The 18,439-nt window shown below is 60.8% G+C and carries 14 protein-coding genes; 5 read left to right on the top strand and 9 right to left on the bottom strand.

Going from position 1 to position 18,439, the window contains the following annotated elements; translation table 11 throughout:
* Positions 1 to 30 precede the first annotated feature (30 nt).
* The 6 genes from BLU24_RS18175 to BLU24_RS18150 all read right to left on the bottom strand — a co-directional run bounded on the left by BLU24_RS18175 (position 31) and on the right by BLU24_RS18150 (position 6,405).
* Positions 31 to 1,311, bottom strand: a complete 1,281-nt coding sequence (locus tag BLU24_RS18175) for a TRAP transporter large permease (protein ID WP_093102448.1) — start codon at positions 1,309 to 1,311, stop codon at positions 31 to 33.
* Complete coding sequence (locus tag BLU24_RS18170; protein WP_093102445.1) at positions 1,311 to 1,838, bottom strand: TRAP transporter small permease; 528 nt, start codon at positions 1,836 to 1,838, stop codon at positions 1,311 to 1,313. Before BLU24_RS18170 ends, BLU24_RS18175 begins: the two co-directional genes overlap by 1 nt.
* A gap of 76 nt (positions 1,839 to 1,914) precedes the next feature.
* Entirely contained in the window at positions 1,915 to 2,889 is a 975-nt protein-coding gene (locus tag BLU24_RS18165) for a TRAP transporter substrate-binding protein (RefSeq protein WP_093102442.1), read from the bottom strand.
* A 60-nt stretch (positions 2,890 to 2,949) separates the two neighbouring features.
* Positions 2,950 to 3,843: an SMP-30/gluconolactonase/LRE family protein gene (locus tag BLU24_RS18160; RefSeq protein ID WP_093102439.1), complete on the bottom strand. Its 894-nt coding sequence runs from the start codon at positions 3,841 to 3,843 to the stop codon at positions 2,950 to 2,952.
* A 30-nt stretch (positions 3,844 to 3,873) separates the two neighbouring features.
* Positions 3,874 to 4,698: an NAD-dependent epimerase/dehydratase family protein gene (locus BLU24_RS18155; RefSeq protein ID WP_093102436.1), complete on the bottom strand. Its 825-nt coding sequence runs from the start codon at positions 4,696 to 4,698 to the stop codon at positions 3,874 to 3,876.
* 411 nt (positions 4,699 to 5,109) lie between these two features.
* A complete protein-coding gene (locus BLU24_RS18150; RefSeq protein ID WP_093102434.1) occupies positions 5,110 to 6,405 on the bottom strand; it encodes an OprD family porin in 1,296 nt (431 codons plus the stop codon).
* Positions 6,406 to 6,757: 352 nt separating this feature from the next.
* Here BLU24_RS18150 and BLU24_RS18145 point away from each other — a divergent pair, with 352 nt between their 5' ends.
* From BLU24_RS18145 to BLU24_RS18135, 3 genes are all read left to right on the top strand, one after another.
* A complete protein-coding gene (locus BLU24_RS18145; protein WP_093102431.1) occupies positions 6,758 to 8,413 on the top strand; it encodes an MFS transporter in 1,656 nt (551 codons plus the stop codon).
* Positions 8,410 to 9,552, top strand: coding sequence for an HlyD family secretion protein (locus BLU24_RS18140; protein ID WP_093102428.1), 1,143 nt, complete (start codon positions 8,410 to 8,412; stop codon positions 9,550 to 9,552). Before BLU24_RS18145 ends, BLU24_RS18140 begins: the two co-directional genes overlap by 4 nt.
* Positions 9,553 to 9,709: 157 nt before the next feature.
* The gene (locus BLU24_RS18135; protein WP_090282838.1) at positions 9,710 to 10,330 is read left to right on the top strand and encodes a TetR/AcrR family transcriptional regulator; all 621 of its coding nucleotides are present in this window, start codon (positions 9,710 to 9,712) and stop codon (positions 10,328 to 10,330) included.
* A 218-nt stretch (positions 10,331 to 10,548) separates the two neighbouring features.
* Here BLU24_RS18135 and preA read toward each other — a convergent pair whose 3' ends face one another.
* The 3 genes from preA to hydA form a co-directional block, all read right to left on the bottom strand.
* A complete protein-coding gene (gene preA / locus BLU24_RS18130; protein WP_093102426.1) occupies positions 10,549 to 11,823 on the bottom strand; it encodes an NAD-dependent dihydropyrimidine dehydrogenase subunit PreA in 1,275 nt (424 codons plus the stop codon).
* A complete protein-coding gene (locus BLU24_RS18125) occupies positions 11,824 to 13,191 on the bottom strand; it encodes an NAD(P)-dependent oxidoreductase (RefSeq protein ID WP_093102423.1) in 1,368 nt (455 codons plus the stop codon). It abuts the gene before it with no gap.
* Positions 13,192 to 13,356: 165 nt separating this feature from the next.
* Positions 13,357 to 14,796, bottom strand: coding sequence for a dihydropyrimidinase (gene hydA, locus BLU24_RS18120; RefSeq protein WP_093102420.1), 1,440 nt, complete (start codon positions 14,794 to 14,796; stop codon positions 13,357 to 13,359).
* Positions 14,797 to 15,420: 624 nt separating this feature from the next.
* Here hydA and BLU24_RS18115 point away from each other — a divergent pair.
* Together BLU24_RS18115 and BLU24_RS18110 are read left to right on the top strand one after the other, a co-directional pair.
* On the top strand, positions 15,421 to 16,905 hold the full coding sequence (locus BLU24_RS18115; RefSeq protein ID WP_093102417.1) for an NCS1 family nucleobase:cation symporter-1: 1,485 nt from the start codon (positions 15,421 to 15,423) through the stop codon (positions 16,903 to 16,905).
* A gap of 211 nt (positions 16,906 to 17,116) precedes the next feature.
* Positions 17,117 to 18,400 carry a Zn-dependent hydrolase gene (locus BLU24_RS18110; RefSeq protein ID WP_093102414.1) on the top strand — a complete coding sequence of 428 codons (1,284 nt, stop codon included), beginning with the start codon at positions 17,117 to 17,119 and terminating at the stop codon, positions 18,398 to 18,400.
* Positions 18,401 to 18,439: the final 39 nt, after the last annotated feature.

The following is an 18,439-nucleotide window of genomic DNA, read 5'->3' as shown; positions in this document are numbered from 1 at the left end:
GCCCGGCCCGGGCTGCGATGACTCAGCGGTTTACAACACCAGATGCGGCAGCCACAAAGAGATGGCCGGCACGTAGGTCACCAGCAGCAGCACCATGAACAGCACGGCGTAGAATGGCAGCAGTGCTTTTACAGTGCTTTCGATGCTGACTTTGCCGATCGCCGAGCCGACGAACAGCACGGCTCCCACGGGCGGTGTTATCAATCCGATGCCGAGGTTGACCAGCATGATCATGCCGAACTGCACCGGGTCGACACCGATACCCAGAATTACCGGCATCAGGATCGGCGTGAGGATCAGGATCAGCGGCGCCATGTCCATCACCGTGCCGAGCAACAGCAGCATGACGTTGATGCACATCAGGATCACGTAGCGGTTGTCCGACAGGGTCAGAAACATCGTGGTGATCTTCGCCGGGATCTGCATCAGGGTCATGATGTAGCCGAAGCTGGCGGCGAAACCGATCAGGATCATCACGATCGAAATCGTCCGCACGGTGCGGTGCATCAGTTTCGGCAGCTCGCTCCATTTGTAGTCGCGGTAGATGAACATGGTCACGAAGAACGACCACAGCACGGCGATGGCCGCCGATTCGGTGGCGGTGAAAATGCCCGAGAGGATGCCGCCAAGGATGATCACCATGGCCATCATGCCCCACATTGCTTCGCCGACGATTTTCAACGCCTGGCGCATCGGGATCACTTCACCCTTGGGGTAGTTGCGCTTTTTCGCGAAGATCAGGCACAGCACCATCAGGCACGCGCTCATCATCAGACCCGGGACGATGCCGGCCATGAACAGCGAGGCAATCGACACCGTACCGCCGGCGGCCAGCGAGTAGAGCACCGAGTTATGGCTTGGCGGGGTCAGCAGGGCTTGCACCGAACCGCTGACGGTTACAGCGGTGGAAAAGTCGCGCGGATAACCCTTGCGTTCCATTTCCGGAATCAGCACCGAACCCACCGAGGCGGTATCCGCTACGGAGGAACCGGAGATCGCGCCGAAGAAGGTCGAGGCGACGATGTTGACCAGCGACAGGCCGCCGCGCACGAAACCCACCAGCACCCCGGCGCACGCCACCAGGCGCCGCGACATGCCGCCCTCGGCCATGATCGCCCCGGCCAGGACGAAGAACGGAATCGCCAGCAGCGAGAATTTGTTCACCCCCGAAGCGACCTGAATCATCACCGCCTGGAACGGAATGTCGATCCACCACGCACCGATCAGCGCCGCAGCGCCCAGCGCGTAGGCGACCGGCATGCCGATCAGGATCAATACGATAAAACTGCCCAGCAGAATCAGAGCGTCCATTAAGCGGTACCTTCACTTTCTTCAACCAGGTCGAACTGCACGACCCGACGTTTGCTCTGGTCACCGAGCAAGAGTTTTTCCAGCACGAAAATCAGCGTCAGCAAGCCACCCAGCGGAATTGGCAGGTAGGTCACGCCAACCCGCAGATCGGGCAGGGCGGCCATGAACTGGTTCCAGGTCGACATGCACAGCTTGGCGCCCCAAATGGTCATGAAGATGCAGATCGCGGCCATCAGCAGTTGCGAAAAAATCGCCGCCGCGGATTTCAGCTGTGGCGGCATGCGGTCGGTGAGCATGGCCACGGCCATGTGCGCACCGGCGCGGTAACTGGCGGCGGCGCCGATAAAGGTGAACACCATCATCAGCAGGATCGCCGTGGGTTCCGGCCAACTGGAGCCGGTGCCGAGCACGTAGCGGGCGAATACGCCCCAGGGGATCATCAGGGAGATTGCCAGGACAGACAGGCCGGCGACCCAGATGCACGTCATGTAGATCTTGTCGTTGATACGCAGCAGCAGATTCTTCATCGGGTTCCACCGTAACCGGGCGCGCCTCGAACAGCAGGCGCGCCGGGCCTTTTTTCATGAGTACGGAGCGGGGGCGTTACTGAACGGCTTCGATTTTCTTGATCAGATCAGCGTATTTCGCGCCGTACTTCTCGCGTACCGGAGCGGTGGCGTCGTAGAAGGGTTTCTTGTCGACGGTGATGAACTCGACGCCGGCGGCCTTGAGTTTTTCTTCGCTGGCAGCGGACTTCTTGTCCCACAACACGCGTTCTTCAGCCTGGGCAGCCTTGGCGGCTTTCTTGACCAGGGTCTGCTGATCCGGGGTGAGTTTTTCCCAGGTGATTTTCGACATCACGATCGGCTCTGGCAGGATCAGGTGACCGGTCAGGCTGTAGAACTTGGCGTTCTGGAAGTGGTTGTGTTCGAGCAGGGTCGGCGGGTTGTTTTCCGCGCCGTCGATCACCCCGGTCTGCAGGGCGCTGAAGATTTCGCCGGTGTCCATGGCAATGCCGTTGCCACCCATGGCATTCATCATGTCGATGAACATCGGGTTGCCTTGCACGCGGATTTTCATGCCCTTGAGGTCTTCGAGCTTGCGCACCGGTTTCTTGGTGTAGATGTTGCGCGTGCCGCCGTCCATCCAGGCCAGGGCCACCAGGCCGAATTCGGAGTTGGTGATCTTGTCGAGGATCTCGTCGCCCACCGGACCGTCGATGACGTTACGCATGTGCTGTTGATCGCGGAAAATGAACGGCATGTTGAACACGTTCACGTCCGGTACCACTGGGCCAACAATACCCAGGCTGACGCGCGACAGCTGGACCGCGCCGACCTGCATCTGCTCGATGACTTCCTTTTCCGAACCCAGCACACCGCCGGGGAAGTACTGGAAGGTCAGCTCGCCGTTGGTTTCCTTGGTCAGGGTATCGCCCATGGATTTTTCAGCCACCACGGTTGGGTAACCGGCGGGGTGGATGTCGGCGAATTTGAGTTTCATTTCTGCCTGAGCGGCACCGGCGAAGGTGAACATCAGCGGGAGTGCAGCGGCGAGCAAGGTGCGTTTGAAGTTCATGGGGGTGAGTCTCCAGTCTTGTTATTTTTGTGTTCAAGGCGCAGCGGTGCAGCAGAGGGTCTAAAGCAAATCGTTAAACAGCGGTTCGGCGAGGCCTTTGACGCCGGGCTTAAGGGCGAACACGCCACCGGCCAGGGATTGCGGGTCGTGGTCGTCGCCGGGGCGAATCGAAGCGACAAACAGGGTGCTCATATCGTTGCCGCCGAAGGCACACATGGTCGGTTTCTTCACTGGCACTTCCAGCGAAAAATCCAGACGACCGTCCGGGGCGAAGCGGTGAATCAGTCCGGCGTCGTTGGCGCAGATCCAGTAGCAACCTTCGGCATCCACAGCGGCGCCATCAGGGCGGCCGGGGAAGTGGTTCATGTCGACAAACACCCGGCGGTTCGACGGCGTGCCGGTCTCGGTGTCGTAGTCGAACGCCCAGATCAGCTGCACCTCGGGATGCGAATCCGACAGGTACATGATCTTGCCGTCCGGGCTGAAGCCGAGGCCGTTGGGCACGATGAAGCCGTCGAGTTGCGCTTCGATCACCCCGGATTGTCCGGCGCCGTAGCGGTAGAGCCGGCCTTCAGGCGCGTTAAGGCCCATGTTCAGCACCATGCTGCCGGCCCAGAAACGCCCCTGACGGTCGCAGCGACCATCGTTGAGGCGCATGTCCGCGCGGCTGTGTTCGACGCTGGCGAGCAATTCGCTGTCGAGGCTGCCGTCGCTGTGCGGGTGCAGGCGATAGAAACCGCTTTCCATGCCGGCCACCCAGCCGCCACTGCGGTGGCGGCTGATGCAGGCGAGCATTTCTGGCGCTTTCCACGACGCCACGTGACCGCTGTCGGCGCTCCAGCGTTGCAGCCCGCCGTTGGGAATGTCTACCCAGTACAGGGCGTTTTCCTCGGCGACCCAGACCGGGCTTTCGCCCACCGCGTTGCGCGCATCGACGATCAATTCGGCTTGCATACTGATTACCTCGTGTCGTGGTCGCGGGGATCAGTCGCCGAACGGGCCGGCCGCCACAAAGGCGCCACCCTGGTAGATTCGCGCCGGGTCGTCGGCGGCCGGCATCGGCTGTGCTTCGACCTTGTCGCGGAACACTTCCGAGCTGTCCTTGGCTTCATAACCGAGGTGGCTGGCGTAGCGGTTGTCCCACCACACGTCTTTGTTGTCGGACATGCCGTAGACCACGGTGTGACCGACGTTCGGCGTGTACAGCGAACGCTCGAGCAGTTGCGTGAGGTCGTCGAAGCTCAGCCAGGTATGCATCATCCGGCGGTTCTGCGGTTCCGGGAACGAGGAGCCGATGCGGATGCTGACGGTTTCGATGCCGTAGCGATCGAAGTAGAAACTGGCCATGTCTTCGCCGTAGGACTTGGACAGACCGTAGTAACCGTCAGGGCGGCGCGGGGAGCTGGCGTCGAGTTTTTCGTCCTGCTTGTAGAAACCGATGACGTGGTTGGAGCTGGCGAAGATCACCCGCTTCACGCCATGCTTGCGTGCGGCTTCGTAGATGTGGAACACGCCGCTGATGTTGGCGCCGAGGATTTCTTCGAACGGACGCTCGACCGAGACACCGCCGAAATGCAGGATCGCGTCGACCCCATCGACCAGTTGATGCACGGCCTGTTTGTCCGCCAGATCGCAGAGTACGACTTCTTCGTGATCATCGACGGCCGGGGAGAGCGCGGCGATATCGGACAAACGCAGCACATTGGCGTAAGGACGCAGGCGTTCGCGCAGGACTTTGCCCAGGCCACCGGCAGCGCCGGTCAGCAGGAGGCGATTGAATGGAGCGCGCGGAGTAGAGGTAGACGTCATGGCAATCCCTGAACACATTGTTATTAGGTTTGTTGTAGGTTGTCGTATGACTGCGCTGAAGTATCGGTAGGGTTCCGGGAACTTGTCAACGCGACTTTTGGTGTAGATGACGGAAGGGCCGAATCATTTTTCTGAAAGTCTCAAACTCGCCTTGCAATGCAATCCTCTTGTGGGAGCGAGCCTGCTCGCGAAGGCGGTGTGTCAGAGTTCATTACTGCCGAATCTGCCGCCGCCATCGCTGGCAAGCCAGCTCCCACAATAATCCGAGTCGGCTCCAACCTTTCTATTCGCCACAAGACCCTGTGGGAGCTGGCTTGCCAGCGATGGGGCCCGCTCGAGCAATAAAAATCGCTCCTGCTTACCTCATGCTTTCGCGAGCAGGCTCGCTCCCACAGGGCTAACCGCCAACCGTTACAACAACGAAATCGGATAGCTGATGAAGATCCGGTTCTCGTCGAACTCGTTGGTGCTGAAGTCGCGGCGAATGGTCGCGTTGCGCCATTTCACGTTGAGGCTTTTCAGCGGGCCGCTCTGTACGGTGTAGGCCAGTTCCGATTCGCGGCCCCATTCCTTGCCGTCGTTGGTGCTGGCGGTGTGCACGTTGTCACCGCTGATGTAGCGGTTCATCAGGGTCAGACCGGGAATGCCGAGGGCAACGAAGTTGTAGTCGTGACGCAACTGCCAGGAGCGCTCCTTGGCGTTGTCATAACTGGCGTTGTAACTGTCGTTGGCCAGGGTCCCGCCGCTGGTGCCGTTGACCCGCATCCAGGCATCGTCACCGGTGAGTTTCTGCAGGCCGACGTAGAAGGTGTTGCCGCCGTATTTGGCCGAAAGCATGGCAAACGCGGTCTTGTTGTCGAGGTCGCCGGCCTGAGCGCTGCCATCTTCCTTGCCGGTGAAGAAACCGAGGTTGGCGCCCAGGGTCCAGTCGCCGAGCGGCTGGCTGTGGCTGAGGTTGAAATATTGCTGCTGATAGATATCGGTCAGCTCGGCATACCACACGCCGACCATGGTGCGCTTGTCGTTGAAGCTGTATTCGCCGCCGCCGAAGTTGAAGCGATCGGAAGTGAACGCGCCGCGGCCGTTCATCGACATGTCTTCCATGCTCGCATCGTTGCGCGGGCTGTTGCCGCGGAACTGGCCGCCGTAGACGGTCAGGCCGTTGATTTCGGTGGAGGTGATCTGCCCGCCGCGGAAGGTCTGTGGCAGCGAACGACCATCGTCGGAACGCAGGATCGGCAACACCGGCATCCATTCGCCGACCTTCAATTCGGTCTTCGACACCTTGGCCTTCAGCGCTACGCCGAGACGGCCGAAGTTGTCCGCCGGGCGGCCGTCATCGTGGATCGGCAGCAGTTGCGTGCCGCCGGTGCCTTTGCCGCCATCGAGTTTTTGCGAATACAGCCCGAGCACATCGAGGCCGAAGCCGACGGTGCCTTGGGTGAAACCGGATTTGGCATCGAGGATGAAGCTCTGCGTCCACTCTTCAGCCTTGCCCTGCGGATTGGCCGGGTTGACGAAGTTGCGGTTGAAGTAGGCGTTACGCAGGTTCAACGTGGCTTTGCTGTCCTCCAGGAAACCTTCGGCCTGGGCGCTCATCGGCAGGGCGAGGACCAGACTGCTACAGCCGATCAGGCTCAGGGTCGAACGCGGTTTGAAATTGGAAACAGGTGAAGGGCGGACGGAATTGCGGGCGAGTGTGCTCACTGTGACGCTCCCAGATTCGCTTGTTGTTTTTATTATTTGTCATACGTCGTCGTACAACATCGATGCGGATATTTCCCATATTTAGCGGGATTGTCAACAGCAAGTTATACGATGACTCGGGGTTGGCAGGAACGACACTCTGGAGAAGCCTGTCGTAATTTCGAATCAGGCATAGAACCCCTGTGGGAGCTGGCTTGCCAGCGATAGCGATTTGTCAGCTGCCGCAAAGGCTGGAGTTGCCGGCTTCATCGCTGGCAAGCCAGCTCCCACAGGGTTTTGTTCCGCCTACGGAAAAGTGTATTAGCCGTTGAATTGCGGCAAACTTCCTTCACTCCCAGCACCAGGCCGATCCATGGATAAATACGCCCCGCGCCAATGGCAGCCGCACGAGAAACCCAGTCTGCCTGGTTCCCCCTCGACGCCGTTGCACTCCAACCGCAAGCGCCTGGCCTATGCGCTGGTCGGTGTGCTGGTGGCGGTGACCGGCGGTTTGGGCAATTCGCTGGTGGTTGCCAACCTGATTTATCTGCAAGGCTCGCTCGGCGCGACCACGGCGGAAATGGCCTGGTTGCCGGCGGCCTTCGTGATGACCAACGTGTCGATGAACCTGCTGCTGGTGAAGTTTCGTCAGCAGTTCGGCTTGCGTGCGTTCACTGAGGTGTTTCTGGTGCTGTATGCACTGGTGACCTTTGGGCATCTGTTCGTCAACGATTTGAATTCGGCCATCGCCGTGCGGGCGGCGCACGGCATGGTCGGCGCGGCACTGAGTTCGCTGGGCCTGTATTACATGGTTCAGGCGTTCCCGGCGAAGTGGCGGCTGAAGGCGCTGGTGCTCGGCCTCGGCACCTCGCAACTGGCGCTGCCACTGGCGCGGCTGTTCTCCGAAGACCTGTTGCAGATTGCCGAGTGGCGCGGGCTGTACCTGTTCGAATTGGGCATGGCGCTGCTGTCGCTGGGCTGTGTATTGCTGCTCAAGTTGCCGCCGGGTGACCGCTTCAAGACCTTCGAAAAGCTCGACTTCCTGACCTTCGCCATTCTCGCCACGGGCGTTGGCCTGCTCTGTGCGGTGCTGTCGCTGGGGCGCATCGACTGGTGGCTGGAAGCCGACTGGATCGGCATCGCCCTGGCGGCGTCGATCGCGTTGATCATCATGGGCCTGGCCATCGAGCACAACCGCAGCAACCCGCTGCTGATGACGCGCTGGCTGGGCAGCGGAACGATGATTCGCCTGGCGCTGGCGGTGACCCTGATTCGCATGGTCACCTCGGAACAATCCACCGGCGCAGTCGGGTTCATGCAGAACCTCAACATGGGTTATGAGCAACTGCACAGTCTGTACGTGGTGATGCTGATCGGCAGCATCGCCGGGCTGGCGACCAGCGCACTGACCATCGACCCGAAACACTTGCTCATGCCGCTGATCATTTCGCTGGCGCTGATGGCGACAGGCTCGGTGATGGACAGTTTTTCCAGCAACATCACGCGCCCGCAAAACATGTATATCAGCCAGTTCCTGCTGGCATTCGGCAGTACGTTCTTTCTCGGCCCGACCATGGTCTTCGGCACGCGCAACGTGCTGACCAACCCGCGCAATCTGGTGAGTTTTTCCGTGCTGTTCGGGATCTGCAACAACCTTGGCGGGCTTCTCGGCGCGGCGTTGCTGGGGACCTTTCAGATCGTGCGCGAGAAGTACCATTCCAGCCACATTGTTGAGCAACTGGTGATGTCCGATCCGCTGGTGGCGGCGCGCGTGCAGAGCGGCGGTGCGGCCTATGGCGGGTTTTTCGCCGACCCCGGCCTGCGCAATCTGGTCGGCATCCGCAGCCTCGCCAATGCGGCAACACGCGAAGCGAACGTGCTGGCCTATAACGATGTCTTCATGCTGATCGCGGTCATTGCGGTATTGACCATGATCTGGCTTTCGATTCGCGCGTTGTGGCTGATGAGCACCACCAAAGCCATCGAGCCGACGCCTTCCGTACCATCAAGCGGTGCCACTTCTTCATGACCGAACCCACCACCACAACCACCAACGCCATTGCCGCCACGCCTGAAGGGCAGACGCCGCCGTCATCGCCAAACACCGCGCCGCGCTCGCTGCGGGTGCGCATCATCTCGTCGCTGGGCTTTGCCGCGATTGCCATTGTCGGCGTGCTGATCGTGCTCTACGCCTGGCAATTGCCGCCGTTCAGCAGCGCCGTCGAAACCACCGAGAACGCCTTGATTCGCGGCCAGGTGACGATCATCGGGCCACAGCTCAGCGGTTATGTGTTTGAAGTGCCGGTGCAGGATTTCCAGTACGTGAAGGCCGGCGATCTACTGGTACGTCTGGATGACCGGATTTACCAGCAGCGCCTCGATCAGGCGCTGGCGCAACTGGCGGTGCAGCGCGCGGCGCTGGCCAATGTGGTGCAGCAACGCAACAGCGCCGAAGCGACGATCAAGCTGCGCCAGGCGGTGCTCGCCGACAGTGAAGCGCAGTTGCGCAAGAGTGAGGCGGATCTGCGCCGCAACAAGGATCTGGTCAGCGACGGCTCGGTGTCCAAACGAGAGTTCGACGTGACCCTCGCCGCCAATGCGCAAAGCACCGCCGCTGTGGCGCAAGCCAAAGCCAACCTGGAAATCGCCCGCCAGGATCTGCAAACGGTGATCGTCAATCGCGGCTCGCTGGAGGCCGCCGTGGCCAGCGCCGAAGCGGCGGTAAAACTGGCGCGGATCGACCTGTCGAACACGCGCATTGTCGCCCCCCGCGACGGCCAGCTCGGGCAGATCGGCGTGCGCCTCGGCGCTTACGTCAATTCCGGAGCACAGTTGATGGCGCTGGTGCCGGATCAGAAATGGGTGATCGCCAACATGAAGGAAACCCAGATGGACAACGTCCGCGTCGGGCAACCGGTGCGCTTCACCGTCGATGCGTTGAACCACCGCAAGTTCACCGGGCATGTGCAGCATATTTCGCCGGGCACCGGTTCCGAATTCGCCTTGCTGCAGGCCGACAACGCCACCGGCAACTTCGTCAAGATCGCCCAGCGCGTGCCAGTGCGGATCACCATCGATCCGGATCAGCAGGAAGAGGAGCGGTTGCGGCCGGGGATGTCGGTGGTGGTCAGCATCGACACTGCCGCAGGCGACACACAACCGCACTGAGCCTGTGGGAGCCAGCCTGCTGGCGATTGCGGTCTGACATTCACCTGGTTGGTGTCTGACCCACCGCTATCGCCAGCAGGGATGGTGTAGGGCTCGGGTTTTCCATCAGTTGCAAGCGAATGCTAGTCTTGGTCAACGCTGTCGTCAGGGAGCCCACATGGGCAATCACAAGATCGAAATTCGCCGCAGCAACGTCGAAAAAATCCTGCTGGCGGCGGAAAAAGTCTTCGCCGAAAAAGGCTTCGGCAGCACCGCCATGGCTGATATCGCCGCCGAGGTGCAACTGCCGCGCTCCAATCTGCATTACTACTTTTCCACCAAGAGCGAGCTGTACAGCGCGGTGCTGTTCGACCTGCTCGAAGTGTGGAAACAGGACGCGCTGTGCTTCGAAATGTTCGACGACCCGCGCGTTGTGCTCAGCAGCTACATCCGCGCCAAGATGAACCACTCGCGCAGCCGCCCGTACGGCTCGAAAGTCTGGGCCAACGAAATCATTCATGGCGCGCCGACGCTGGGCGAGGCGCTGGATGCCAGCCTGTATGACTGGGCGAAAATGAAGGAAGCGAAGATTCGCCAGTGGGTCGAGGACAAGCGGATTCTGCCGGTGGAACCGTCGAGCCTGCTGTACATGATCTGGGCCTCGACCCAGCACTATGCCGACTTCGATCATCAGGTGAATATCCTGAACGAGCATCAACCGCTGTCGGACATGCAGTTCGAGCGGGCGGTGCAGACGGTGACGAGTGTGATCTTGCGCGGGATCGGGTTGGAGCCTTGAGGGCAAAAATCAAAAGCTTACCCTCACCCCAGCCCTCTCCCGGAGGGAGAGGGAGCCGACCGAGGTGTGCTGAGGGTTACATCGACCTGATAAATCGAGTCGATTATGGATTCACAACAACACTAACAGGTCGGCGCAATGTTGCAGCATCCCCCAATCAGTCCCCTCTCCCTCTGGGAGAGGGCTAGGGTGAGGGGCTTTCAGGATCAGCCCCCGATTCAGACAGCCACACAATACGGATTCCTCGGATCATGATTCCAGTCGAGAAACGGCTTGCCCGTGTCCATCGGCACCATCTCGATGCAGTCCGCCACCGGGCAAGTGATCTGACACAAATTGCAGCCGACACACTCGTCGTCGATCACCTCGTATTTATGCGTGCCGTCTGCCTGCTTCAGACTGCCGATCGCCTGGTGTGAGGTGTCTTCGCAGGCGATGTGACAGCGCCCGCAACCAATGCACGCCTCCTGATCAATCTTCGCAATCACCTGATAGTTGATATCGAGGTATTTCCAGTCGGTGGTATTGCCCACCGCGCGCCCGGAAAACTCGCTGATGTTGGCGTAGCCCTGACTGTCCATCCAGCGCGACAAGCCGTCCTTCATCTCCTCGACAATGCGGAAACCGTGGAGCATCGCCGCCGTGCACACTTGCACCGAGCCACTGCCCAGCGCCATGAATTCCGCCGCATCGCGCCAGCTGCCGATGCCGCCAATGCCGCAGATCGGCAAACCCTGGGTCTGCGGGTCACGGGCGATTTCGGCGACCATGTTCAGTGCAATCGGTTTGACCGCCGAGCCGCAGTAGCCGCCGTGGGTGCTTTTGCTGCCAACCGTGGGCAGGGCGACCATGTGTTCGAGGTCGACGCTGGTGATCGAGTTGATCGTGTTGATCAACGACACCGCATCGGCGCCACCGCGATGTGCGGCGCGGGCGGCGACGCGGATGTCAGTGATGTTTGGCGTCAGTTTGACGATCACCGGCAGCGAGCAATAGGTTTTACACCAGCGCGTCACTTGCTCGACGTACTCCGGCACCTGCCCGACCGCGGCGCCCATGCCGCGCTCGGGCATGCCGTGGGGGCAGCCGAAGTTCAGCTCGATGCCATCAGCGCCGGTTGCCTCGACCAGCGGCAAGATGTGTTTCCATGATTCCTCCACGCACGGCACCATCAGCGAGATGATCAGCGCACGGTCGGGCCAGGCCTTTTTCACCTGAGTGATTTCGCGCAGGTTGATTTCCAGCGAGCGGTCGGTGATCAGCTCGATGTTGTTGATGCCGAGCACTTCCCGGTTATTGCCGTAATGCGCCGAATAACGTGAGGAAACGTTGACCGCCGCCGGGTGTTCGCCGAGGGTTTTCCAGACCACGCCACCCCAGCCGGCCTCGAAGGCGCGGACCACGTTGTAAGCCTTGTCGGTGGGCGGCGCGGAGGCCAGCCAGAACGGATTCGGGGCTTTGATGCCGGCGAAGACTATCGAGAGATCGGCCATTTACGCAGCCTCCACGTTGAGCATCAGTTGAGCGTTGATCGCCTCGGCGGCGCGTTTGCCGTGTTGTACGGCTTGCACGGTGAGGTCCTGATCGAGGCTGGTGCAGTCACCCCCGGCATACACACCGGGGATGCTGGTGCGCAGGTTTTCATCCACTTGAATACGTTCGCCCTGGCGTTTGAGCTCGCGCGCCAGCGGATCGGCGAGGGCGCTGGCGTCGAAGCTCTGGCCGATGGCTTTGAAGATCGCGTCAGCGGCCAGCTCGAAGGTTTCGCCGGTGGTTTGCAGGCGTCCGTCGACCAGATCGGTGCGGGCGAAACGCATGCCGCGCACATGGCCCTCAGCGTCGAGCAGCACCTCTTCTGGTTGCGCCCAGGTCAGCAAACGCACCTGGTTGGCCTTGGCGATGTCCTGTTCGTGCAGCGTCGCGCCCATGTCTACGGCGCCACGGCGATACACCAGATTCACATCACGCGCACCGAGGCGGGCCATTTGCACGGCCATGTCGATTGCGGTGTTGCCGGCACCGAGGACAATGCAGCGCTCGGCCAATGGCAGTTGCGTGAGGTCATCGGCCTGGCGCAGTTCGCGAATGTAATCGGTGGCGGCGAGCAGGCCGGGTGCATCTTCGTGGGCCAGGCCGAGCTGCTTGCTGGCGTTGAGGCCGATACCGAGGAACACCGCGTCGAATTGTTGATGCAGTTCGCTGAGGGTCAGGTTGTCGCCGAGTTTCTGCCCGTGGCGGATTTCGATGCCGCCGATCTGCAGGAGGAAATCCAGTTCCTTCTGCGCGTAATCGTCGACCAGTTTGTACTTGGCGATGCCGTATTCATTGAGGCCGCCAGCCTTGTCCCGCGCCTCGAAAATCACCACGTCATGGCCGTGCATGGCACTGCGATGCGCGCAGGACAACCCGGCCGGCCCGGCACCGACCACGGCGATGCGTTTGCCGCTGGCGGCGGCGCGCTGGAACGGGTGCTCGGTGAAGTGTGCGTTGTCGACGGCGTAGCGTTGCAGCAGGCCGATCAGCACCGGCGCGCATTCCTGGGCGTTGTTGCGCACGCAGGCTTGCTGGCAAAGAATCTCGGTCGGACAGACCCGCGCGCAACTGCCGCCAAGAATATTCGCCGAAAGGATTTTCTGCGCCGCGCCGGGCACGTTGTCCTGATGGATATTGCGGATGAACGAAGGAATGTCGATCTCGCTCGGGCACGCATTGACGCACGGCGCGTCGTAGCAATACAGGCAGCGCGAAGCTTCAAGGTGCGCCTGCCGCGCATTGAGCGGCGGCGCCAGATCGGTGAAATGCCCGGCGAGGGCGGCCGCGCTTTCGTGCGGGTGGGGGAGGTGGTTCAGGGAGTCGATCACGGTGGTGTGCCTCACGGTTATTTGAGGTTCTCTGCCTCTGGTGGGCAGTGGGTTTTGTGGTGCTTGTGATGGCCTCATCGCTGGCAAGCCAGCTCCCACAGGGATCTATGGTGTTCACAAAACCTTGTGGGAGCTGGCTTGCCAGCGATAGGCCGAAGGCCGCCTTCAGCGTTTCACAGCCGTCGGCTTGTGCATCTCAGCGCGTTTGCTCAACAAATCAAACACCGCCGGATACGCCGGCCGTTCGATATAGCGCCCGGCACCGCGTTCGGCGCGCAGGTCGCCGTCGGCCCAGACCAGCCGGCCCTGGCTGACGGTATGGCTGGGCACGCCGCGCACGGTCTTGCCTTCGAAGATATTGAAGTCCACCTGCTGATGGTGGGTCTTGGCGGAAATCGTCCGCGTGCCTTGCGGGTCCCACAGCACCAGATCGGCATCGGCGCCGACACGGATTGCGCCTTTGCGCGGGTAGAGGTTGAAGATCTTCGCGGTGTTGGTGGAGGTGAGGGCGACGAAATCCTGCATCGACAAGCGCCCACTGTTGACGCCTTCATCCCAGAGCACCGCCATGCGGTCTTCGATGCCAGCCGTGCCGTTGGGAATCTTGCTGAAGTCATCGCGCCCGGCAGCTTTTTGCTCAGCGCAGAAACAGCAGTGATCGGTGGCGGTGGTGTGCAGGTTGCCGGCCTGCAAGCCATGCCACAGCGCCTCCTGATGCCCGCGCGGGCGGAACGGCGGGCTCATCACGTAACCGGCCGCGGTCTGCCAGTCGGGGTGTTGGTAAACGCTGTCATCAAGCAGCAGATGCCCGGCCAGCACTTCGCCGTAAACCGGCTGGCCCTTGCTGCGGGCGTAGGTGATTTCGTCGAGGGCTTCCTTGGTCGAGACGTGCACCAGGTACAGCGGCGTACCGATGGTTTCGGCAATACGAATCGCTCGGCTCGCCGCTTCGCCTTCGACTTGCGATGGCCGCGACAAAGGATGCGCTTCCGGCCCGGTGATGCCCTGGGCCATCAGCTTGCGTTGCAGGTGATAAACCAGCTCGCCGTTTTCCGCATGCACGGTCGGCACCGCGCCGAGTTCCAGGCAGCGCTCGAAGCTCGCCACCAGCGTGTCGTCGGCGGCCATGATCGCGTTCTTGTAGGCCATGAAATGCTTGAAGCTGTTGATGCCGTGGTGGCTGACCAGTTCGGCCATTTCCTCGCGAACCTGCTCGCTCCACCAGGTGATCGCCACATGAAAGCCGTAATCGGAAGCGGACTTTTCCGCCCAGCCGCGCCACTGATGAAACGCTTCCATCAATGACTGCTGGGGATTGGGAATCACGAAGTCGATGATCGACGTGGTGCCGCCGGCCAGACCTGCCGCCGTGCCGCTGTAGAAATCCTCGCTGGCCACGGTGCCCATGAACGGCAGTTGCATGTGCGTGTGCGGATCGATGCCGCCGGGCATCAGGTATTGGCCGCTGCCGTCGAGCACTTCAGCGCCGGCCGGAACATCAAGGTCTGCACCGATGGCTTTGATCACGCCGTCAGCGCAATAGACGTCGGCGCGATAACTTTCATCATGGGTAACAACGGTGGCGCCACGGATCAACAGAGACATTCCGAGTTCCTCGCAGGCATGACCGACTTGTGTCGGTTCTAGATGTTTTATAGGTATTCATCGCTGCAGGTTTTATTCCTGTCAGCGCTGTCAGGAATAGAAGCTAGTCGCGATTTTATAATTGAGCAAGAATATTTTTTATAAGCTTATGATCGTTTTAACCTATTGAAAATTAACGATAAAAAACAGAAATCACCAAAATGGTGAGGCCGTTCACCATTTTGACGCACTTGACAGGATGGAAATATGAGCAAGATTTCCTATGTGAAATCAGCCGCTTGAAGTTGAGCTGCAGCGGTTCGCTCACAACGAAAAAAAGTGCAGTGCACCAGATTGAGTCCTGACAGTTCGAGCAACTTGCCAAGCGTTTAGCCTGAGCGCTCAGACAAGTTTCCGCAGGGCGCTCGGATAAATAATTAAAATTGATGAATATCAGAAAGTTGCAAAGCGTTTAACGCATTGGCTCGATGCACCAGCGGGGTACCCGGCACGTTTATTGATGCCGCCGCTGACACCGTGGCCGGTGCATGAAAGTTGTCAGTTCCTCCGGCCATCGTCCGGCTCGCACCTGCGTGTGCCAGCCGCCTGATGAGCAAAAATAATCAGAAGAACAGTGGAGCGGCCATGCAACAGATCAGATCGCAAGTGAGCGAGCGCGACGGCTTGTTCGAGCTCGAAGCCGGCAGCGATGTCCTCGACAGTCCCCGTTATAACCACGACATGGCACCGACCAAGGTGCACGAACGCACCTGGAACAAATGGCACATCACCGCGCTGTGGGTCGGCATGTCGATCTGCGTGCCGACCTATACGCTGGGCGGCGTGCTCACCGCCTATTTCGGGCTGACCGTGGGTGAAGCGCTGCTGGCGATTCTGTTCGCCAACATCATCGTGCTGATTCCGCTGACGCTGAACGCCTTTCCCGGGACCAAGTACGGCATCCCGTTTCCGGTGCTGCTGCGTTCCTCGTTCGGAATTCTCGGCTCCAACGTACCGTGTCTGATTCGCGCGCTGGTCGCGTGTGGCTGGTTTGGCATTCAGACCATGTTCGGCGGCCTGGCGATTCACCTGTTTCTGGGCTCCGTATTCGAGGGGTGGAAGTCGCTGGGCGGCACCGGCGAGGTGATTGGCTTCATGGTGTTCTGGGCGCTGAACCTGTGGGTGGTGATTCGCGGCGCCGAGTCAATCAAATGGCTGGAAACCCTGTCTGCGCCGCTGCTGGTGGCGGTCGGCATCGGTCTGTTGGTGTGGGCGATGCCCAATGTGTCGATGAGCGAGTTGATGGCGATCCCGGCCAAGCGTCCGGAAGGCGCCAGCGTGGTCGGTTACTTCGCCGCCGGGCTGACGGCGATGGTCGGTTTCTGGGCCACATTATCGCTGAACATTCCTGATTTCAGCCGCTACGCCAAGAGCCAGAAAGACCAGATCCTTGGGCAGATCATCGGCCTGCCATTGACCATGTTTCTGTTCGCCGCGCTCGGCGTGGTGATGACCGCGGCGTCGGTGAAACTGGTCGGCGTGACCGTGTCGGATCCGGTCACCCTGATCGGGCATATCCAGAGCCCGGTGTGGGTGGCGGTGGCCATGGCGCTGATCATCATTGCAACACTGTCGACCAACACCGCGGCCAACATCGTCTCGCCCACCAACGACTTTCAGAACATCGCGCCGAAGGTGATCAACCGCACCAAAGCGGTGTTGCTGACCGGTCTGGTCGGGCTGGCGCTGATGGCCCATGAGTTGCTGAAAAAACTCGGTCTGATCGTTTCCGATGTCAGCCTGGAAAGCGTGTACTCCAACTGGCTGCTGGGCTATTCGAGCCTGCTCGGGCCGATTGCCGGGATCATGGTGGTGGACTATTTCCTGATCAAGAAACAGCAACTGGACCTTGCCGGTCTGTATCGCGATGACGTGTACCCGGCATGGAACGGCGCCGGGTTCATCGCCTTCGGCGTGCCGGTGCTGCTGACCATGTTGTCGCTGGGCAGCGATGCGTTCAGCTGGTTCTACAGCTACGGCTGGTTCACCGGCTCGGCGCTGGGTGGTTTGATCTATTACGGGTTGTGCGTGATGCGCGCACAGCCTTCAGCCGTTAAATCAGCGGTGTAAGTGAGGGCCCCATCGCTGGCAAGCCAGCTCCCACAAGGATTGAGTCGTACACACATTGTGTGTTCAACCCAGAACCCGTGGGAGCTGGCTTGCCAGCGATGGCGGCCTGACAGACACCACAGCAGTATCCTTGATCGTTCCCACGCTCTGCGTGGGAATGCAGCCCGGGACGCTCTGCGTCCCTATCGGTATCAACACTGAGGAGATCCCCATGAACGCAGCCGTCGACGTTCTGCAATCGACCCATCAGCACATCAACCGCGATCGCCTGTGGGCCTCGCTCATGGAGCTGGCCGAACTCGGCGCCACGGTCAAGGGCGGCGTCTGTCGCCTGGCCCTGACCGACCTCGACCGCCAGGCCCGCGACCTGTTCGTGCAATGGTGCAAGGAGGCCGGATGCAGCGTCACGGTGGATGCCGTCGGCAACATTTTCGCTCGCCGTCCGGGCCGTAATCCCGAGCTGCCACCGGTGATGACCGGCAGCCACATCGACACGCAACCCACCGGCGGCAAGTTCGACGGCTGCTTCGGCGTGCTCGCCGGCGTCGAAGTCCTGCGCACCTTGAACGACCTCAACGTGGAAACCGAAGCGCCGCTGGAAGTGGTGGTCTGGACCAACGAAGAAGGCTCGCGCTTCGCCCCGTGCATGATGGGCTCAGGCGTCTTCGCGGAAAAATTCACCCTCGCCGAAACTCTGGCCAAAGTCGACGCCGACGGTGTCACGGTCGGCGAAGCGCTCAACGCCATCGGCTACGCCGGTTCGCGCAAAGTCAGCGGACACCCGGTTGGTGCCTACTTCGAGGCGCACATCGAGCAAGGCCCGATTCTGGAAGACGAAAAGAAAACCATCGGCGTGGTTCTCGGCGCGCTCGGGCAGAAGTGGTTCGACCTCAAGTTGCGGGGCGTCGAAGCCCACGCCGGCCCGACGCCGATGCACCTGCGCAAGGACGCCCTGGTCGGCGCCGCAGTGATCGTCGGTGCCGTCAACCGCGCCGCCCTCGGCCACCAGCCGCACGCCTGTGGCACGGTCGGTTGCCTGCAAGCCTATCCCGGCTCACGCAACGTGATTCCCGGCGAAGTGCGCATGACCCTGGATTTCCGTCATCTCGAGCCGGCGCGCCTGGATTCGATGATCGCTGAGGTAAAACAAATCATCGAATCCACCTGCCAGGCCCACGGCCTCACTTATGAGCTGACACCAACCGCGGACTTCCCGCCGCTGTACTTTGAAAAGGGCTGCGTCGAAGCGGTACGCGGCGCGGCACAAGGGCTGGGCCTGTCACACATGGACATTGTCAGCGGCGCCGGCCACGACGCGATTTTCCTCGCCGAACTCGGCCCGGCCGGGATGATCTTCGTCCCGTGCGAAGGCGGCATCAGCCACAACGAAATCGAAAACGCCGCCCCGGATGATCTGGCGGCGGGGTGTGCGGTGTTGCTGCGGGCAATGCTGGCGGCTTCGGCGATGGTTGCCGCCGGACAGCGCGCGGCCTGACAAGATTCGATGGCACACACTAACCCCTGTAGGAGTGAG

The sequence above is a fragment of the Pseudomonas sp. Z003-0.4C(8344-21) genome, from assembly GCF_900104975.1.
GTDB lineage: Bacteria > Pseudomonadota > Gammaproteobacteria > Pseudomonadales > Pseudomonadaceae > Aquipseudomonas > Aquipseudomonas granadensis.
Note: the sequence above shows the minus strand (reverse complement) of the source record. Positions and strands in the feature narration are given on the sequence as shown.